Source organism: Streptomyces mirabilis (assembly GCF_018310535.1).
Classification (GTDB): Bacteria; Actinomycetota; Actinomycetes; order Streptomycetales; family Streptomycetaceae; genus Streptomyces.
In genome coordinates, this window is the sequence record NZ_CP074102.1 from 5569773 (window position 1) to 5587935 (window position 18163).

13 protein-coding genes and 1 pseudogene are annotated in these 18163 nt (G+C 70.9%); 6 read left to right on the top strand and 8 right to left on the bottom strand.

What is annotated here, in order from left to right; all coding sequences use genetic code 11:
• Positions 1 to 61 precede the first annotated feature (61 nt).
• Positions 62 to 325: pseudogene (locus SMIR_RS24575) on the bottom strand (LysR family transcriptional regulator); the annotation flags it as partial.
• A gap of 127 nt (positions 326 to 452) precedes the next feature.
• Between SMIR_RS24575 and recD2 the strand changes: the two are divergent.
• On the top strand, positions 453 to 2717 hold the full coding sequence (gene recD2 / locus SMIR_RS24580; RefSeq protein ID WP_168491736.1) for an SF1B family DNA helicase RecD2: 2265 nt from the start codon (positions 453 to 455) through the stop codon (positions 2715 to 2717).
• Between the two features lie 426 nt (positions 2718 to 3143).
• Positions 3144 to 4433: a citrate synthase gene (locus SMIR_RS24585; protein WP_067370471.1), complete on the top strand. Its 1290-nt coding sequence runs from the start codon at positions 3144 to 3146 to the stop codon at positions 4431 to 4433.
• 581 nt (positions 4434 to 5014) lie between these two features.
• On the opposite strand, the gene SMIR_RS24590 is transcribed toward SMIR_RS24585, so the two are convergent.
• From SMIR_RS24590 to SMIR_RS24605, 4 genes are all read right to left on the bottom strand, one after another.
• Positions 5015 to 7300 (bottom strand): heavy metal translocating P-type ATPase, encoded by a 2286-nt coding sequence (locus SMIR_RS24590; protein ID WP_168491734.1) that lies wholly within the window; start codon positions 7298 to 7300, stop codon positions 5015 to 5017.
• Positions 7301 to 7474: 174 nt separating this feature from the next.
• Positions 7475 to 7714 carry a heavy-metal-associated domain-containing protein gene (locus tag SMIR_RS24595; RefSeq protein ID WP_101405082.1) on the bottom strand — a complete coding sequence of 80 codons (240 nt, stop codon included), beginning with the start codon at positions 7712 to 7714 and terminating at the stop codon, positions 7475 to 7477.
• Positions 7715 to 7778: 64 nt separating this feature from the next.
• Positions 7779 to 8729, bottom strand: a complete 951-nt coding sequence (locus tag SMIR_RS24600) for a PrsW family glutamic-type intramembrane protease (RefSeq protein ID WP_168491732.1) — start codon at positions 8727 to 8729, stop codon at positions 7779 to 7781.
• 152 nt (positions 8730 to 8881) lie between these two features.
• The gene (locus SMIR_RS24605) at positions 8882 to 9505 is read right to left on the bottom strand and encodes a TetR/AcrR family transcriptional regulator (protein WP_248003650.1); all 624 of its coding nucleotides are present in this window, start codon (positions 9503 to 9505) and stop codon (positions 8882 to 8884) included.
• 311 nt (positions 9506 to 9816) lie between these two features.
• Here SMIR_RS24605 and SMIR_RS24610 point away from each other — a divergent pair, with 311 nt between their 5' ends.
• Together SMIR_RS24610 and SMIR_RS24615 are read left to right on the top strand one after the other, a co-directional pair.
• Positions 9817 to 12267, top strand: a complete 2451-nt coding sequence (locus tag SMIR_RS24610; RefSeq protein ID WP_249938470.1) for an MMPL family transporter — start codon at positions 9817 to 9819, stop codon at positions 12265 to 12267.
• 44 nt (positions 12268 to 12311) lie between these two features.
• On the top strand, positions 12312 to 13346 hold the full coding sequence (locus SMIR_RS24615; protein WP_168491727.1) for a zinc-dependent alcohol dehydrogenase family protein: 1035 nt from the start codon (positions 12312 to 12314) through the stop codon (positions 13344 to 13346).
• 95 nt (positions 13347 to 13441) lie between these two features.
• Here SMIR_RS24615 and SMIR_RS24620 read toward each other — a convergent pair whose 3' ends face one another.
• From SMIR_RS24620 to SMIR_RS24630, 3 genes are all read right to left on the bottom strand, one after another.
• Complete coding sequence (locus SMIR_RS24620) at positions 13442 to 13639, bottom strand: helix-turn-helix transcriptional regulator (protein ID WP_054231835.1); 198 nt, start codon at positions 13637 to 13639, stop codon at positions 13442 to 13444.
• Between the two features lie 384 nt (positions 13640 to 14023).
• Positions 14024 to 15022: a helix-turn-helix domain-containing protein gene (locus SMIR_RS24625; protein WP_168491725.1), complete on the bottom strand. Its 999-nt coding sequence runs from the start codon at positions 15020 to 15022 to the stop codon at positions 14024 to 14026.
• A 176-nt stretch (positions 15023 to 15198) separates the two neighbouring features.
• Positions 15199 to 16128: a sugar phosphate isomerase/epimerase family protein gene (locus tag SMIR_RS24630; protein WP_168491723.1), complete on the bottom strand. Its 930-nt coding sequence runs from the start codon at positions 16126 to 16128 to the stop codon at positions 15199 to 15201.
• A 122-nt stretch (positions 16129 to 16250) separates the two neighbouring features.
• Between SMIR_RS24630 and iolC the strand changes: the two genes are divergently transcribed.
• Both iolC and SMIR_RS24640 read left to right on the top strand, forming a co-directional pair.
• Entirely contained in the window at positions 16251 to 17219 is a 969-nt protein-coding gene (gene iolC, locus SMIR_RS24635; protein ID WP_168491721.1) for a 5-dehydro-2-deoxygluconokinase, read from the top strand.
• Positions 17216 to 18163: a Cgl0159 family (beta/alpha)8-fold protein gene (locus SMIR_RS24640; protein ID WP_248002931.1), complete on the top strand. Its 948-nt coding sequence runs from the start codon at positions 17216 to 17218 to the stop codon at positions 18161 to 18163. The genes iolC and SMIR_RS24640 overlap by 4 nt, the downstream gene beginning before the upstream one ends.

Consider the following 18163-nt stretch of genomic DNA (forward strand, 5'->3'; position numbering starts at 1 on the left):
GCGGGGGTGGGGCAGGGGGTGGGGCACCCGCCCCTTGCGGATCGCGGGTGCTCCTGTGGGGCTACTTCAGCCAGTCGGTGTAGTGGGTGGGGGCGATGTGGGCGCCCTTCTTGGTGGTGAGGACGTCGCCGTGGGCCGCGGCGAACATGCCGGCGGTGTCGTCGACGGTCACCGAGCGCTCGTGGCCCTTGAAGGTGAGGGCGATCCCGCCCAGTTCGTCCAGCGTGTAGGTGCCGGGCCCGCCGACGTCGAGGGTGCCGCTCAGGGGTGATCCGGCCGCGACCTCGGCGAAGGTGGCCGCGACGTCCGCCGCGGCGATCGGCTCCGACTGAGGCCCCGGCGCACTGGCCGGCACCAGCGGTTGGCTGAACGGGAGCGAGGTGCGGGTCCGCCCGCCCGCCTCTGTCCGTCGCGGCGCCCCGGCTGTCAGTCGTCACAGGTACCTTCGGATCATGTCCAATCAGGCGGGGAACCGGCAGGTGCAACTGGCGGTCGTCGAGGGCGTGCTCGAACGGATCACGTACGCCAACGAGGAGAACGGGTACACGGTCGCGAGGGTGGACACCGGCCGCGGCGCCGGCGATCTGCTCACCGTCGTGGGCGCACTCCTCGGCGCCCAGGTGGGCGAGTCGCTCCGGATGGAGGGCCGTTGGGGCTCCCACCCGCAGTACGGCAAGCAGTTCACGGTGGAGAACTACACGACCGTCCTGCCCGCCACCGTCCAGGGCATCCGCCGCTACCTCGGCTCCGGCCTGGTCAAGGGCATCGGCCCGATCTTCGCCGACCGCATCACCCAGCACTTCGGGCTGGACACGCTCCAGATCATCGAGGAGGAGCCGAAGCGCCTCATCGAGGTCCCCGGCCTCGGTCCCAAGCGCACGAAGAAGATCGCCGACGCCTGGGAGGAGCAGAAGGCGATCAAGGAGGTCATGCTCTTCCTCCAGACCGTCGAGGTGTCGACGTCGATCGCGGTGCGCATCTACAAGAAGTACGGCGACGCGTCGATCTCGGTCGTCAAGAACCAGCCCTACCGCCTGGCCGCCGACGTCTGGGGCATCGGCTTCCTCACCGCCGACAAGATCGCCCAGTCCGTCGGCATCCCGCACGACAGCCCCGAGCGCGTCAAGGCGGGCCTTCAGTACGCCCTGTCGCAGTCCGCCGACCAGGGCCACTGCTTCCTCCCCGAGGAGCAGCTGATCGCCGACGCGGTGAAGCTGCTCCAGGTGGACACGGGCCTGGTCATCGAATGCCTGGCGGAACTGGCGGAGCCGACCGAGGACGAGAACGAACCCGGTGGCGTACGGGAGCCGGGCGTCGTACGCGAGAAGGTCCCCGGTCCCGACGGCGGCCCGGACACCGTCACGGCCGTCTACCTGGTCCCCTTCCACCGCGCCGAACTCTCCCTCTCCGCACAGCTGTTGCGCCTCCTGCGCACCACCGAGGACCGGATGCCCGGTTTCCACGACGTGGCCTGGGACAAGGCACTGACCTGGCTGAAGGGGCGTACGGGCGCGGAGTTGGCGCCCGGTCAGGAGGAGGCCGTCCGGCTGGCGCTCACCAAGAAGGTCGCGGTGCTCACCGGCGGCCCCGGCTGCGGCAAGTCGTTCACGGTCCGCTCGATCGTGGAGCTGGCGCGCGCCAAGCGGGCGAAGGTCGTGCTCGCGGCGCCGACGGGCCGTGCCGCCAAGCGACTCGCCGAGCTGACCGGAGCGGACGCCTCCACCGTGCACCGGCTCCTGGAGCTCAAGCCGGGCGGGGACGCGGCGTACGACAAGGACCGGCCGCTGGACGCCGACCTGGTGGTCGTGGACGAGGCCTCCATGCTCGACCTCCTCCTCGCCAACAAGCTGGTCAAGGCGGTGCCGCCGGGCGCCCACCTGCTGTTCGTCGGGGACGTCGACCAACTCCCCAGCGTCGGCGCCGGCGAGGTCCTGCGCGACCTGCTCGCCGACCGGAGCCCCATCCCCTCCGTCCGTCTGACCCAGGTCTTCCGCCAGGCCCAGCAGTCCGGAGTGGTGACGAACGCGCACCGGATCAACTCCGGGCAGCACCCCGTCACCGACGGCATGAAGGACTTCTTCCTCTTCGTCGAGGACGAGACCGAGGAGGCCGGGCGGCTCACCGTGGATGTGGCGGCACGGCGGATTCCGGCCAGGTTCGGGCTCGACCCGCGCCGGGACATCCAGGTGCTGGCGCCCATGCACCGCGGCCCGGCGGGCGCGGGCACCCTCAACGGCTTGTTGCAGCAGGCGATCACGCCCGGCCGCCCCGACCTGCCCGAAAAGCGCTTCGGCGGCCGGGTCTTCCGGGTCGGCGACAAGGTGACCCAAGTCCGCAACAACTACGAAAAAGGGGAGAACGGCGTCTTCAACGGCACCGTGGGCGTGGTCACCTCACTCGACTCCGAGGAGCAGCGTCTGACGGTGCTGACGGACGAGGACGAGGAGGTCCCCTACGACTTCGACGAACTCGACGAGCTGGCCCACGCGTACGCGGTGACGATCCACCGCTCCCAGGGCAGTGAGTACCCCGCGGTGGTGATCCCGGTCACCACCGGCGCGTGGATGATGCTCCAGCGCAACCTGCTCTACACGGCGGTCACCCGGGCCAAGAAGCTCGTCGTCCTGGTCGGCTCCCGCAAGGCGATCGGCCAGGCGGTCCGCACGGTGTCGGCGGGCCGCCGCCACACATCCCTCGATCACCGCCTCACCACGTGACGCCCCCCGCGAACACCGGGTGCCCCGAGGCGGTCAGGGGCGCGGGGAACTGCGCGACCAGCCCCCACCGGTCCGCAGCCGAAAGAAGACGCTCCGGGGTCCGGGGCGGAGCCCCGGGGGATGGGATTGGGTAGGGGCGGCGGGGGCGAGAGACCCCGCGAGGCACCGCTGAACGGCCACTGAGTGACCACACCGATCCACCCCCACCCCAGGCATCACAAAAAATGATCGATCAAATGAGTCGCAAAGGTCACACAGCACTTCCGGAACCAGGGCGAAGGGGGGCAGGATGAGAAGGTTGGCGGCACTGAGTGCCGCCAATAGGCCCAATGGTCGACCCCGAGTGCACTCTCCAGGGCCAAATGGGGGATGGTAGAGACAGTCAGGGCACCTCGAAGAAGAGGCACAACGTCGGTGAGGGATGACGTGAGCGACAACTCTGTAGTACTGCGGTACGGCGATGGCGAGTACACCTACCCGGTGATCGACAGCACCGTCGGCGACAAGGGCTTCGACATCGGGAAGCTCCGCGCCCAGACCGGGCTGGTGACGCTGGACAGCGGGTACGGCAACACCGCCGCGTATAAATCCGCGATCACCTACCTCGACGGTGAGCAGGGCATCCTCCGGTACCGCGGCTACCCGATCGAACAGCTGGCCGAGCGCTCCACCTTCCTTGAGGTGGCCTCTCTGCTGATCAACGGCGAGCTGCCGAACGTGGACGAGCTCTCCACCTTCAAGAACGAGATCACGCAGCACACCCTGCTGCACGAGGACGTCAAGCGCTTCTTCCAGGGCTTCCCGCGCGACGCCCACCCGATGGCGATGCTGTCGTCGGTGGTCAGTGCCCTGTCGACGTTCTACCAGGACAGCCACAACCCGTTCGACGAGAAGCAGCGTCACCTTTCGACGATCCGCCTTCTTGCCAAGCTTCCGACGATCGCGGCGTACGCCTACAAGAAGTCGATCGGTCACCCCTTCGTCTACCCGCGCAACGACCTCGGGTACGTCGAGAACTTCCTGCGCATGACCTTCTCGGTCCCCGCCCAGGATTACGAGCTCGACCCGGTCGTCGTCGCCGCGCTCGACAAGCTGCTCATCCTGCACGCCGACCACGAGCAGAACTGTTCGACCTCCACCGTGCGCCTGGTGGGCTCGTCGCAGGCGAACATGTTCGCGTCGATCTCCGCCGGCATCAGCGCGCTGTGGGGCCCCCTGCACGGTGGCGCCAACCAGTCCGTGCTGGAGATGCTGGAAGGCATCCAGGCCTCCGGCGGCGACGTCGACTCCTTCATCCGCAAGGTGAAGAACAAGGAGGACGGCGTCCGTCTGATGGGCTTCGGCCACCGCGTCTACAAGAACTTCGACCCCCGGGCGAAGATCATCAAGGCGGCGGCGCACGACGTCCTCTCGGCACTCGGCAAGTCCGACGAGCTGCTGGACATCGCGCTCAAGCTGGAGGAGCACGCGCTCTCCGACGACTACTTCGTCTCGCGCAGCCTCTACCCGAACGTGGACTTCTACACCGGTCTGATCTACCGCGCGATGGGCTTCCCGACCGAGATGTTCACGGTCCTGTTCGCCCTCGGCCGCCTCCCGGGCTGGATCGCCCAGTGGCACGAGATGATCAAGGAGCCCGGCTCCCGCATCGGCCGCCCGCGCCAGATCTACACGGGCGAGGTCCTGCGCGACTTCGTCCCGGTCGAGGCCCGCTAGGCGCAGGTCACTTACAAGAAAAACGGAAAGCGCCCTGCTACCGGTCCCCCCACGGGCCGGCAGTCAGGGCGCTTTCCTTGTCCCGGTGCGGATTCCCCCCACGGGATCCGGCCGGGCGTCTGTGGGACAGCGCCTGAATCGCTGCGAGCGTGCTGACGCGTTGCTCCCGGCCGGCCGGGCTGACCGGACCGGCCGTGAGCAAAACGAGCAAAACTCTCTGTACTACTGCGGTGCTCATGTACTGCTGGGGTGCGGTCTGCCGGGACCCGTACCGACGGGAGGGCCGCTCAAAGCTCCCCGCTGCACGTGCCCCGGCAACGCAGTTCCGGGAACGTCCCCCAAGACATCCCCAGATGTCAGAGACGCCCCCCAAGACGTCTCCGGCATCGCCAACTTAGACTCACGAACCCCTTCGATGGTTACGTTCGCATCACTGTGATCTGCGTCTCTTGCGTATGTCCTGAAGATACGCAAGAGCCCTGATATGGCAATCGAGGCCCAAGCGTAAGGAAGATGCGCGAGCCTTGTGAAGAGCTTATGTGAGGCTCCCGTTGGACTCTAGGGGGACTCTTACTCCGTCGTCATGAGAATGTCCTGAGTCGAAGGCTGTTCGTCACCACGAACACCGACGAGAAGGCCATCGCGGCCCCCGCGATCATCGGGTTGAGGAGTCCGGCCGCGGCGAGCGGCAGTGCCGCCACGTTGTAGCCGAAGGCCCACACCAGGTTCCCCTTGATCGTGGAGAGGGTCTTGCGCGACAGCCGGATCGCGTCCGCGGCCACGCGCAGATCCCCCCGGACCAGCGTCAGGTCGCTCGCCTCGATCGCCGCGTCCGTGCCCGTCCCCATCGCGAGGCCCAGGTCGGCGGTGGCGAGCGCCGCCGCGTCGTTCACCCCGTCGCCGACCATCGCCACGGTCCGCCCCTCGCTCTGGAGGCGCCTGACGACGGCGACCTTGTCCTCGGGCAGCACCTCGGCGATCACCTCCCCGGGGTCGATGCCGACGGCACGCGCCACGGACTGGGCGACCGCCCGGTTGTCCCCGGTGAGCAGGACCGGTGTGAGCCCCAGGCCGCGCAGCGCGCGCACCGCCTCGGCGCTGGTCTCCTTGATCGCGTCGGCGACGGTCAGGACACCGAGTGCCACCCCGTCCCGGGCGACCACGACGGCCGTACGTCCCTCCGCCTGCGCCTCGGCCTTGGCGCGGGCCAGCGCCTCCGGGAGCTCGCCTTCGTGGAGCCGCCCCACCTGGACGTCGTGACCCTCCACGCGCCCGCGTACGCCGAGCCCGGGGACGTTCTCGAAGTGCTCCACCGGGGGAAGGTCACCAGCCCGCTCCTGAGCGCCCGCGGCGATCGCCTGGGCCACCGGATGCTCGGAGGCGTGTTCCAGGGAGCCTGCGAGCCGCAGGAGCTCCTTCTCGTCGGTGTCGGCGACGACGTACACCTCCCGCAGTGTCATCCGTCCCGTCGTCACCGTGCCGGTCTTGTCCAGGACGACCGTGTCGACGCGCCGCGTGGACTCCAGGACCTCGGGGCCCTTGATGAGGATGCCGAGTTGGGCGCCGCGGCCGGTGCCGACCATCAGGGCGGTCGGGGTCGCGAGGCCGAGGGCGCAGGGGCAGGCGATGATCAGCACGGCGACGGCCGCGGTGAAGGCGGCGACCGTGTCGCCGGTGACGCCGAGCCACACCCCGAAGGTGCCGAGCGCGATCACCAGCACCACCGGCACGAAGATCCCGGAGATCCGGTCGGCGAGGCGCTGCACCTCGGCCTTGCCGTTCTGCGCGTCCTCGACGAGCCGGGCCATCCGCGCGAGTTGGGTGTCGGCGCCGACCCGGGTCGCCTCGACGACGAGCCGTCCGCCGGCGTTCACGGTCGCGCCGGTGACGGCGGAACCCACCGTCACGTCCACCGGCACCGACTCGCCCGTCAGCATGGAGGCGTCGACGGCGGAGGAACCCTCCACCACCGTCCCGTCGGTGGCGATCTTCTCGCCGGGCCGCACGACGAAACGGTCGCCCGTCGCCAGCCGCGCGACCGGGATACGGACCTCACGGCCGTCCCGTAGCACCGCGACGTCCTTGGCCCCCAGCTCCATCAGCGCCCGCAGCGCGGCTCCGGCCCGCCGCTTGGAGCGGGCCTCCAGGTACCGGCCGAGCAGGATGAACGCGACGACACCCGCGGCGACTTCGAGATAGATCGTCGACGACCCCTCCGTACGCGAGACGGTGAGGTCGAAGCCGTGCCGCATGCCCGGCATGCCCGCGTGCCCCCAGAACAGCGCCCACAGGGACCAGCCGAACGCGGCGAGCGTGCCGACCGAGACGAGGGTGTCCATGGTGGCCGCGCCGTGGCGCGCGTTGGTGAACGCGGCCCGGTGGAAGGGCAGTGCGCCCCAGACCACGACGGGTGCGGCGAGGGTCAGCGAGAGCCACTGCCAGTTGTCGAACTGCAGCGCCGGGACCATCGACATCAGGACGACGGGGAGGGCGAGCAGGGCCGAGGCGACGAGCCGTTCGCGCAGGGAGGCGAGTTCGGGGTCCTCGTCGGCGGCGCCGGCGTCGGTGGCCCGTTCCGGCGTTTCGAGGCGTGGCGGCGGGGGTTCCTCGGCGGTGTATCCCGTCTTCACGACGGTGGCGACGAGGTCGGCGACCTGTACCCCCACCGGGTACGAGACCTTCGCCTTCTCCGTCGCGAAGTTGACCGTGGCGGTGACGCCGTCCATGCGGTTGAGCTTCTTCTCGACGCGGGCCGCGCAGGAGGCGCAGGTCATTCCGCCGATGGTGAGCTCCACCTCCGACGGCGCGGCTGTCGCGGTGGTCGGGGTCGTCACGGCTATGGCCGGCTCGGGTGCTGCGGTGGTCATGGTCGGGCTCCAGGGAATGAGCCGGGCCGTACGGAGCCAGTATCAGCTGGTCGGTACGGCCCGGTGTGGAGAGCTGCGTGAAGCGCTGGGTGGTGCGGGGTGATACAGGTGATGGGGGTGATACGGGGAACTGGAAGGCGCGGGGGAGCGACCGGTGAGTGCGAGGCCGGTGACTCAGACCTGGACGGCGAGCTCGAAGCCCGCCTCGTCGACGGCGGCGCGCACGGCCTCCTCGTCGAGCGGCGCCGCGGAGACCACGGTCACCTCGCCGGTGGCGGCGACGGCCTTCACCGAGGTGACACCGGGGATCTCGGAGATCTCGCCGGAGACGGAGCCCTCACAGTGCCCGCAGCTCATTCCGCTCACCTGGTAGACGGTCGTGACGGAACCCGGGGTGTCGGTCTGCGCGGTCATGGCGTACTCCTCGTCGAGGCGTGTGGGGTTCGGGTGACTTGCTCAGGTACCCAACAGTATACCCCTAGGGGGTATTTCTCCAAGCGAAGTCGCGGCGTGTCAGCGAACGCACCCAGCCGACCCCCGCGAGCGCGACGATGATCAGGCCGCCCACGGAGAACAGCGTGAAGAGATGTTTCTGCTCGTCGGTGGGCCCCTGCAGGTACCCCAGCCCGAACAGTGTCCGGTCGAGCCCCGTCGTGGTCAGCCGCGCGACCAGCCAGAGCGCGATGCCGTGTGTCGAGTCCCACAGGGCGTGCAGCAGCGACACGCCGACGTAGCTGCCGGCCACCGGGCCGGCGTACTGGAAGCGTCCTTGCGGGTTGCGGTACGTGAGCAGCACCGCTCCCGTGATCGCCGTCCACAGGCCGTGCCCGAAGGGGGTGAGTGGCCCGCGGAGGATCTCCGTCTCCAGCAGTGCGCGCAGATCCAGTCCCTTGAGGGACACGGCGGCGTTGAACGCGTACCCCGCGCTCTCCAGCGCCGCGAAGCCGAAGCCGACGCTCGCGCCGAGCACGAGGCCGGCCCGCAGTCCCCGGAGCCGGGGGTGGCGGCGCAGGACGAACGCCAGCGCGGCCAGCTTCGCCGCCTCCTCGGTCAGTCCGACGCCGACGCACCTCGACAGCGAGGGGTGGAGCAGGTGGTTCTCCATCACCGACGCGCCCAGCACCCCGAGGGTCCCGCCGGTCAGGAAGCAGCCGAGGATCACCTGTACGCCGAGGTCGCGGCCGTGGCGCTCGTACGCCCAGAGCGTGAAGACGACGGGTACCAGGAAGCTGCCGAGCAGGATCAGGGTCGGCAGCAGCGTGGTGTTCCTCGTCGTGTACGTGACGATCGCCGTCAGCGTCCAGAGCGCGAGCCCGCCGCCCAGGCAGCGTCGCCACAGTCCGGTGCGGATCTGGGGGTACGACGGCGGGGGCTGCTGGGGTCCGGGAATGCGGGCCCGGGGCGCGCCGGGCGGCTGATTCTGGGTCACGGCTTGCCCCTTGGGCTCGGTCTGATTTATCCGAACCTTATGGCAGATGTCCGCTATGTCGCAGTATGGGGTACTCCGTCATGACCGGGGCGCGGGCGGCCGTGCTCGACGGCCGGGTCGCCGTGTGCGGTCGGAGGTTGGGCCGTGCGTGGTCAGGGGGTTGGAGCCGTGAACTCCGTGGGGCCGGCGGTGAGGTCCGCCGGGGTGAGTGTCCTGTCGCGGATCAGCGGCTCCAGGTAGCGGAGCAGGACGTCCTTCAACTCTCGGACGTACGCCTCGCGCTCGGCTCCCTCGTTCGAGAGGACCAGCTCCAGGCCGGCCTTGTAGATGCCCAGGCACACGTGCGCGATGCGCGTGACCTCGGTGGCGGGCGCGTCGGCCATGAGGGAGGAGAGCAGCCCCTCTATCCGTGAGATCAGGGTCGCGTGCAGGGCGTCGTGCTCCTCGGCGATCCGGCCCGGGATGTCGGGGCCGTGCATCAGTGCGAAGAACACGGGGTGGTCGCAGTTGAAGGCGATGAACCGGTCGACCGCGGCGCCCACGGCCTCCTCCAGTGGGGTCGTGGGGTCGACCGGGGCCAGTGCCTCGCCGTAGGTGTCGCGCATCTCGTGCATGAGCCGGTCGCCCAGCTCGATCGCGATGGCCTCTTTGTTCGGGAAGAACTGGTACAGCGTGCCCGGCGAGACGCCCGCCTCGCGGGCGATGGCGTTGGTACTGGCGGCGGTGTAGCCGGTGGTGCAGAAGACGGAGGCGGCGGCCTCCAGCAGCTGGGCGATCCTGCGCTCGCCGCGGGCCTGCCGACGGCGGGGGCGTTCGTCGACGGTTTGCGCGTCGGCGGTCTGTCTGTCGACGGTCTGCGCGTCGGCGGTGCGCTGCGTCTCGGGCTTGTCGGGCACGAGTTATCCCCAGCTCTCCGAACGTGATTGACAAACACGAGCGGTCGCTCGCATTCTGGTGAAACGCGAGCGATCTCTCGTGTTTGCCATTCTATGGCAATGGTCGACCCCTGCTGCCTGCGCACACGACCGGATGGCTGGACGGACGCCGCCGCGCGGACAGGGGGTCACGGTGAAGGGGACACCGCACGATGACCGAAGTCAACAGCGCGGATGACGGCCACGGGAGCGGCGCGGGGCGCGGGAGGGGCGCGAGCGCCGACGCGAGCGCGGGCGACGAACCGCGAGTGGGCGGAGGCCCGCCGGAGAGCGGAAGTCCGCCGGCGAAGAGCGGTCCGCGGGCGGGTGACGGCCGCCGGGTGGGCGGTGGCCCGCGAACCGGTCGCGGTGCCCGGGTCGGCGGCTGGACCCGGTTCGTGACCGCGCGCCCCCGGCTCTCCCTGTTCGTCGCGCTGCTGCTCACCGCGCTCGCCGTGGTCGCCGGCAGCGGGGTCGCCGACCGGCTGGGCAGCGGCGGCTGGCAGGACCCGACCGCCGAGTCGACGTACGCGACCAAGGCGCTGGAGCGGGAGTTCCCCGCCTCGCAGCCCAATCTGCTGCTCCTGGTCGGCTCGGGGCGCGCCACGGTCGACGCTCCCTCGGTCGCGGCCGAGGCGAAGCGGCTCGCGGCGCGGCTCGCCGCCGAGCGGGGCGTCACGGGGGTCGGTTCGTACTGGGCGTCGGGCGCACCGGCGCTGAAGGCGAAGGACGGCCACGAGGCGCTGATCGCCGCGCGGATAACGGGCGACGAGAAGACGGCGAGCGAGACCCTGGACCGCCTGGCGCCCTTCTATCGAGGGACGCACGGGCCGGTCGAGGTCAGGGTCGGCGGCCCGGTCGCGGTCCAGCACGAGATGCAGACGACCATCCGCGAGGACCTGACCCGGGCCGAGATGATCGCCCTGCCGGTGACCCTCGTGCTGCTGGTGATGGTCTTCGGAAGCGCGATCGCGGCCCTGCTGCCGCTCGGCGTGGGCATCGTCGCGATCCTGGGCACGAACGCGGTACTGCGCGGCCTCACCGAGTTCACCGACGTCTCGGTCTTCGCGATGAACCTCACCACGGCCCTGGGACTCGGCCTCGCCATCGACTACGCCCTGTTCATCGTTCGCAGATTCCGCGAGGAACTGGCCAAGGGCACCGCGCCCTCCCCGAGCTCTCCACCGGGTTCGAGCAGGGAAGACGCCATCACGGCCATCGCCACGACCCTGCGCACCGCGGGCCGCACGGTCCTCTTCTCCTCCCTCACGGTCGCCGTCTCCCTGGCCGCGATGCTGCTCTTCCCGCAGTACTTCCTGCGCTCCTTCGCCTACGCGGGCATCGCCGTGGTGCTGTTGGCCGCAGCCGCCGCTCTGGTTCTGCTCCCGGCGGCGCTGGTGCTGCTCGGCCACCGGGTGAACTCGCTGGATCTGCGCCGCCTGTTCCGGCGCGGCAGGCCGACGGCGAGCGCGGACGGGGCCGCCTGGGGACGCATGGCCTCCCTCGTCATGCGCAGGGCGCCGGTCTTCGCCGTCGCCACCACCGTCGGGCTGATCGTGCTCGGACTGCCCTTCCTGGGCGTGAAGTTCGGCACCGCGGACGACCGCCAGCTGCCCTCGGGTGCCGAGTCCCACGTCGTCCAGCAGCACATACGGGACGGCTTCCCGGGCAGCCCCGGTGGTGCCCTGGAGGTGCTCGCGGAGGGGCGGGCGAGCGAGGCCCAGTACACGGCCTACAAGGACCGGATCGCCGCACTGCCCGAGGTGCTGCGGGTGGACGGGCCCCTGGCGCAGGGTGACTCGGCCTACTTCACGGTGCTGCCGAACGGCGAGGCCGTCGGCGACGGAGCCCAGCGGCTGGTGCGCGAACTGCGCGCGACACAGGCCCCGTTCGACACGGCGGTGACCGGCACGGCGGCGGTCCTGGTCGACTCCAAGCACGCGATAGCCGACCGGCTCCCCTGGGCCGCGGCCTTCATCGCGATCGTCACCCTGCTCCTGGTCTTCCTTCTCACCGGCAGCGTGCTGATCCCGATCCAGGCGGTGCTGCTCAACGCGCTCAGCCTGACGGCGATGTTCGGTGCGGTGGTCTGGGTCTTCCAGGACGGCCATCTGTCGGGCCTGCTCGGCTTCACCAGCCCGGGATCGATAGAGACGACGCTCCCCGTCCTCATGTTCTGCGTCGCCTTCGGCCTCTCCATGGACTACGGAGTCTTCCTGCTCTCCCGGATAAAGGAGGAGTACGACCACACGGGCGACCACCGGGAGGCGGTCCGCTTCGGTCTCCAGCGCACCGGCGGACTGATCACCGCGGCCGCGGTCATCCTCGCCGTGGTGATGGTCGCGATCGGCACCTCACGCGTGACCAACACCAAGATGCTCGGCCTGGGCATCGCGCTCGCCGTGCTGATGGACGCGATGGTCGTCCGCAGTCTGCTGGTCCCGGCGGTCATGCGCCTCACGGGCCGCGCGACCTGGTGGGCACCGGGGCCGCTGCGGCGCTTCCACGACCGGTTCGGACTGAGCGAGGGCGAGGCGGAGCCGGACAGCACCTGGCAGGCGGACGACCAGGCGGACGAGCGGGCGGACGACCGGGAGCGGGACAAGGTCGAGGCGCGCGGATAGCGTTCGCTCCGGAAGGGTGATCTTCGGGCGGAGGGGCGAGACGGATGCGGGCAGTGGTGTTCGAGCGGTACGAGGAGCCGGCCGAGGTGCGCGAGGCGGCGGAGCCGGTGCCCGCGGAGCACGGGGTGGTGGTGCGGGTCGAGGCCACCGGACTGTGCCGCAGCGACTGGCACGGCTGGATGGGGCACGACCCGGACATCACGCTGCCGCATGTGCCGGGCCACGAACTCGCGGGGACCGTCGAGGCGGTCGGTGCGCGGGTGACCGGCTGGCGCCCCGGCGACCGGGTCACCGTCCCGTTCGTCTGCGCCTGCGGAACGTGTCCCTCCTGTGCGGCGGGTGACCAGCAGGTGTGCGAGCGGCAGACCCAGCCTGGGTTCACCCACTGGGGTTCCTTCGCCCAGTACGTGGCACTCGACCACGCCGAGGTGAACCTGGTGGCGGTGCCGGACGAGCTGTCCTTCGCGACGGCGGCGTCGCTGGGCTGCCGGTTCGCCACGGCGTTCCGCGCGGTGGTCGCGCAGGGCCGGGTGGCGGCCGGGGAGTGGGTCGCGGTGCACGGCTGCGGAGGCGTGGGACTGTCGGCGGTGATGATCGCGGCGGCGGCCGGGGCGCGGGTCGTGGCCGTGGACCTCTCACCCCAGGCCCTGGACCTGGCGCGGAAGTTCGGCGCGGTGGAGGCCGTGGACGCCTCGCGGGTCGGGGACACGGCGGCGGCGATCCGGGAGCTGACCGGCGGCGGCGCCCATCTCTCCCTCGACGCGCTCGGCTCCCCGGTCACCTGCGCGGCCTCGGTGAACGGTCTGCGCCGCCGGGGGCGCCACGTCCAGGTCGGTCTGCTGCCCGAGGACCCCGCGGTTCCGATGGCCCGGGTGATCGGCCTCGAACTCGAACTCCTGGGCAGCCATGGCATGCAGGCACACGCCTACCCCCGCATGCTCGAACTGGTCCGCGCCGGGGTGCTCCGCCCCGACCTCCTGGTCACCTCCACCATCCCGCTGGACGCGGTCCCTGCGGCCCTGGCGGCGATGGGGGCGGCGCCGGGGGCGGGGGTGACGGTCATCGAACCGTGGAGCTGAGCCCGGCAGGGGCCGTGCCCCGCACCCGAGCGAGGGGCGGGGCGCAGCGAGGGGGTGCGGCGAGTAGGTGCGGCGAGCGGGGACGGACCGCGTGGTCAGTCTCTTCGGCCGCGGTTTCCGGGGCGGGAGGCGACCCAGGCGCGGACGGTGTCCGCGTACCAGTAGGGCTTCCCGCTCTCCACGTGGTCGGGCGGCGGCAGCAGTCCGTGCTTGCGGTACGACCGCACGGTGTCCGGCTGCACCTTGATGTGCGCCGCGATCTCCTTGTACGACCAGAGCCTACGGTCGGTCATGAGTGGCACCTCCCTGCGCGCACCGCGGCGGCGGCCGGGGGGTGGCCGTCGGGGGAGCCGGGCGCTGCGCTGGCGATCACAAAGCCTGCGCTCGTTGAACGACGCAGAGTGACCGCAGGGCAGGGCCTGTTGGACGGGTGTGACGCAAGATTCGCGTACTCGCGACATGTGTGACCGGGCGGTGGTTTTTGTGACACGCGTGACGCATTCGAGGGGACCGTCGAGACGTATGCGCGTCGGGGGACCGGTGGCGGGCCGGGTGCGTCGTGCGTACGCGAGCGGTGGGCCGGACCCGCGCTGGATCCGGCCCACCAGCTCCCCGCACCCCCTCGGAAGCCGCCCGGGTCCCCCCGTCGGATCAGCCGCCGGAAGTTCAGCCTGCAATCAACGGAGCCCACCGGTCTTGGAGAAAATCGCACCCCGGTCACTTTGATCGCTCCGGTCGGGGGAGAGCACCAGACTGGTCGCCTCCCCGGCCATCCGATCGGCTCCCGGCGGACCGGGCCGTGGAACCGGCTGAGCTCCGCGGGCCGCCGTGAACTCCCGCGGTGTGCACCCCGTCATCGCCCGGAACTCGCCGCTGAGGTGGGCCTGGTCGTAGAACCCGCAGGCCGCCGCCGTCTCGGCCTGTGAGCGGCCCGCGGCGAGCAGCCGCCGGGCCCGTTCCAGGCGCAGCACCCGGGCCGCCGCCTTGGGGCCGAGCCCGATCTGCTCCCGGAAACGGTTCTCCAACTGCCGTACGCTCCAGCCGACGTCCTCGGCGAGCCGGGCCACCGGCATCGCACCCCAGGTCCGTTGCAACTGCGCCCACGCCCGCACCACCCGTGCCGAACCGGGCGTCCCCGCCGAGCGCCAGCGCACGAGGACGTCGTCCAGCAGTTCGAAGCGTTCCGGCCAACCCGGCAACGCGGCCAGCGCGGCGGAGAGTTCACCGACGCTCTGCAGACGCCGCCCGCCCGGGCCCGCGTCCCGCGAGCCCAGTGCATGCGGGAGCTCGTCGGGATCCAGGGTCCGGTCGGCGAGCTCGTACTGCGGTGTGCCGAAGAGTGTGAACGCGGCCCAGGGGGCGAGCAGCACTTCGACGCCCGCCAGCCGTCCGTCGTGTTCGCCGACGGCCGCGGTGGTGGTCGGTCCCGAGAACACCGACCTGAGGGTGACGGGGGGACGGCCCACGCGGGAGATGCGCAGGGGCTGTTCGAAGCCCAACAACAGGGTCGCCGCGCCGATCGGTGCCTCCAGCCTGCGCCGTGGCCGGTCGAGCGCGAGCCGGATCCCGCGGTAGCTGATCACCCCGGGCCGCAGTCGTGGATGCGGCCGTGCGAGGGCCGTCTCCCAGGCACCGCCCGGCCCGTGCCCCGACCGCGAGACGATTCGCGTCACCATCGGCCCTCCCGCCGCCGCCCGCACCTGGGGAACACCCATGGTGCAACGCGGCACGGTGACGCCGGAAGGCCCGCCGAGCCCCGAGCTCTCGACGGGCCCCACGGCCCCCCCCGCGGAGGGTCAGGCTCCGCGGGAGACTGGGAAGGGGTCACGGTGAAGCGGTCACGGTGAAGCCGTCACGCTCCGCAGGACCTCAGGAACGCCCGGGTGCGCTGGGCGATCGGCAGCGGCTTGTCCGGCGGACACGGGTACATGTCCTGTTCGACGATGGCGAAGAGCTCGACGTCCAGCTTCTGGGCGGCGGCGAGGACGGGCTCGAGCGCCGGTACGCCGGACGGCGGTTCGCACATCACGCCCTTGGCCACGGCGGGCCCGAACGGCACCTCGTTCGCCCGCACCTCGGCCAGGACCAGCGGATCCACCTGCTTGAGGTGGAGGTAGCCGATGCGCTCCCCGTAGGTCTCGATGAGCTTGACGTTGTCGCCGCCGCAGTACGCGTAGTGGCCGGTGTCCAGGCACAGTGACACCAGCGAGGAGTCGGTCGCGTCGAGGAAACGCGTGACGTTCTCCTCGCTGTCGATGTGCGTGTCCGCGTGCGGGTGGACGACGATCTTCAGCCCGTAGCGCTCCCGCACCTCATGGGCGAGCCGCTCGGTCTGAGCGGTCAGATTGCGCCACTGCGTCGGCGTCAGCGTGCTGTCCTCCAGCACCTCGCCCGTCTTGTCGTCCCGCCAGAACGCCGGGATGACGACGAGGTGCTCGGCGCCCATCGCCTGGGTGAGTGCGGCGATGTCCGAGACGTGCGCCCAGGTGGCGTCCCACACCCCGGGACCCCGGTGCAGCCCGGTGAAGACGGTGCCGGCCGACACGGTGAGCCCGCGCCGCGCGGTCTCCTCCTTGAGCAGGGCCGGATCCGTGGGCAGATAACCGTAGGGGCCCAGCTCGATCCACTCGTACCCGGACTGGGAGACCTCGTCGAGGAAGCGCTGCCAGGGGACCTGCTGAGGGTCGTCGGGGAACCAGACGCCCCAGGAGTCCGGAGCCGAACCGATCCGGATGCGGGACAGTGAGGACTGAGGTGATGCCTGCGGTGACAACGACGTCATGGGCGTCAGCTTCGGGCGGCACGAGGGAGGTGTCAAGGCCTGGTCCGAATGTCCGGACAAACTGTTGACAGGGCTCCCCGCGCGGCGCTAGACCTTGGGGGAGCCGAAGCGAAGGGAACTCGATGGCGTACGACCTGATCACCATGGGGCGGATCGGTGTGGACCTCTACCCGTTGCAGACGGGTGTCCCGCTGGCGCAGGTGACGTCCTTCGGGAAGTTCCTGGGCGGCTCGGCGACGAACGTCGCGGTGGCCGCGTCCCGGCTCGGACGGCGTACGGCGGTGATCACGCGCACCGGTGACGACCCCTTCGGCGCGTACCTCCACGAGGCGCTGCGCGACTTCGGCGTGGACGACCGCTGGGTCACCCCGGTCGCCGGGCTGCCCACCCCGGTGACGTTCTGCGAGATCTTCCCGCCCGACGACTTCCCGCTGTACTTCTACCGGCAGCCCAAGGCCCCGGACCTGGAGATCGACGCGCACGACCTCGACCTGGACGCCGTCCGCGAGGCGCGCATCTTCTGGGTGACCGGGACCGGCCTGAGCGAGGAGCCCAGCCGGACGGCGACGCTCGCCGCGCTCGCCCACCGCGCCAAGTCCGCCACGACGGTCTTCGACCTCGACTGGCGGCCCATGTTCTGGAAGGACACAGCAGGGAAGAGCTCCGAGGACTCCGCCCGGGCCTTCTACGCCGAGGCCCTGCGCCACACCACCGTCGCCGTCGGCAACCTCGACGAGGTCGAGATCGCCACCGGCGTCCGCGAACCGCACGCGGCGGCCGAGGCACTCCTCAAGGCGGGCGTCGAACTCGCCGTCGTCAAACAGGGCCCCAAGGGCGTCCTCGCCGTCCACCGCGACGGCACGTCGGCCGAGGTCCCGCCCCTCCCGGTGACGGTCCTCAACGGACTCGGCGCCGGTGACGCGTTCGGCGGCTCCCTCTGTCACGGCCTGCTCGCCGGCTGGGACCTGGAGCGGATCATGCGGCACGCCAACGCGGCCGGCGCCATCGTCGCCTCCCGGCTGGAGTGCTCCTCCGCGATGCCGACCCCCGAAGAGGTCGAGGACGCGCTCACGGCGGGAGCGGTCCGATGAGGGCGGGACGCGTGGGACACGAGGGCGGCGACGCCATCGTTCCCTCCACCCCGGCCCCGCCCCGGGCCGTCGACGCGGCGGAGCTCGTCCGGCTCCGCGCCCACCGCCCCGAAGCCATCGCCGAGGCCGCCGCGCGCCGCCCCCGCCGCCCCCTCGTGGGCGACAACGGGCGACTGATGATCATCGCCGCGGACCACCCGGCCCGCGGGGCGCTCGCCGTCGGCGACCGCAAGTTCGCCATGGCGAACCGCGCCGACCTGCTGGAACGGCTCTGCCTCGCGCTCTCCCGCCCCGGCGTCGACGGCGTCCTCGCGACCGCCGACATCCTCGACGACCTGCTGCTCCTGGGCGCCCTCGACCACAAGGTGGTCCTCGGCTCGATGAACCGCGGCGGCCTCCAGGGCGCCTCGTACGAGCTGGACGACCGTTTCACCGGCCACCGTCCGCAGGACATCGAACGGCTCGGCTTCGACGCGGGCAAGCTGCTGCTGCGCATCGACTACGACGATCCGGGCTCGCTCAACACCCTGGAGTCCACCGCCCGCGCGATCGACGAGATGGCCGAGCGTCACCTCCCGGTCTTCGTCGAGCCGTTCCTCAGCCGCCGCACGCCGGAGGGCAGGCTGGTCAACGACCTGAGCGCCGAGGCCGTCATCAAGTCCATCGCCATCGCCAGTGGCCTGGGCGGCAGTTCGGCGTACACCTGGCTGAAGGTCCCCGTCACCGACAACCCGGACGACATGGCCCGGGTCATGGAGACCTCCACCCTGCCCGCCGTACTGCTCGGCGGCGATGTCGGCGAGGACCAGGAGGGCGCGTACGAGAAGTGGCGCGGCGCGCTCCAACTGCCCACCGTGCAGGGCCTGGTCGTCGGCCGCTCGCTGCTCTATCCGGCCGGCGGGGACGTGGCCGCCGCGGTGGACACCGCCGTAGGACTGCTGTGA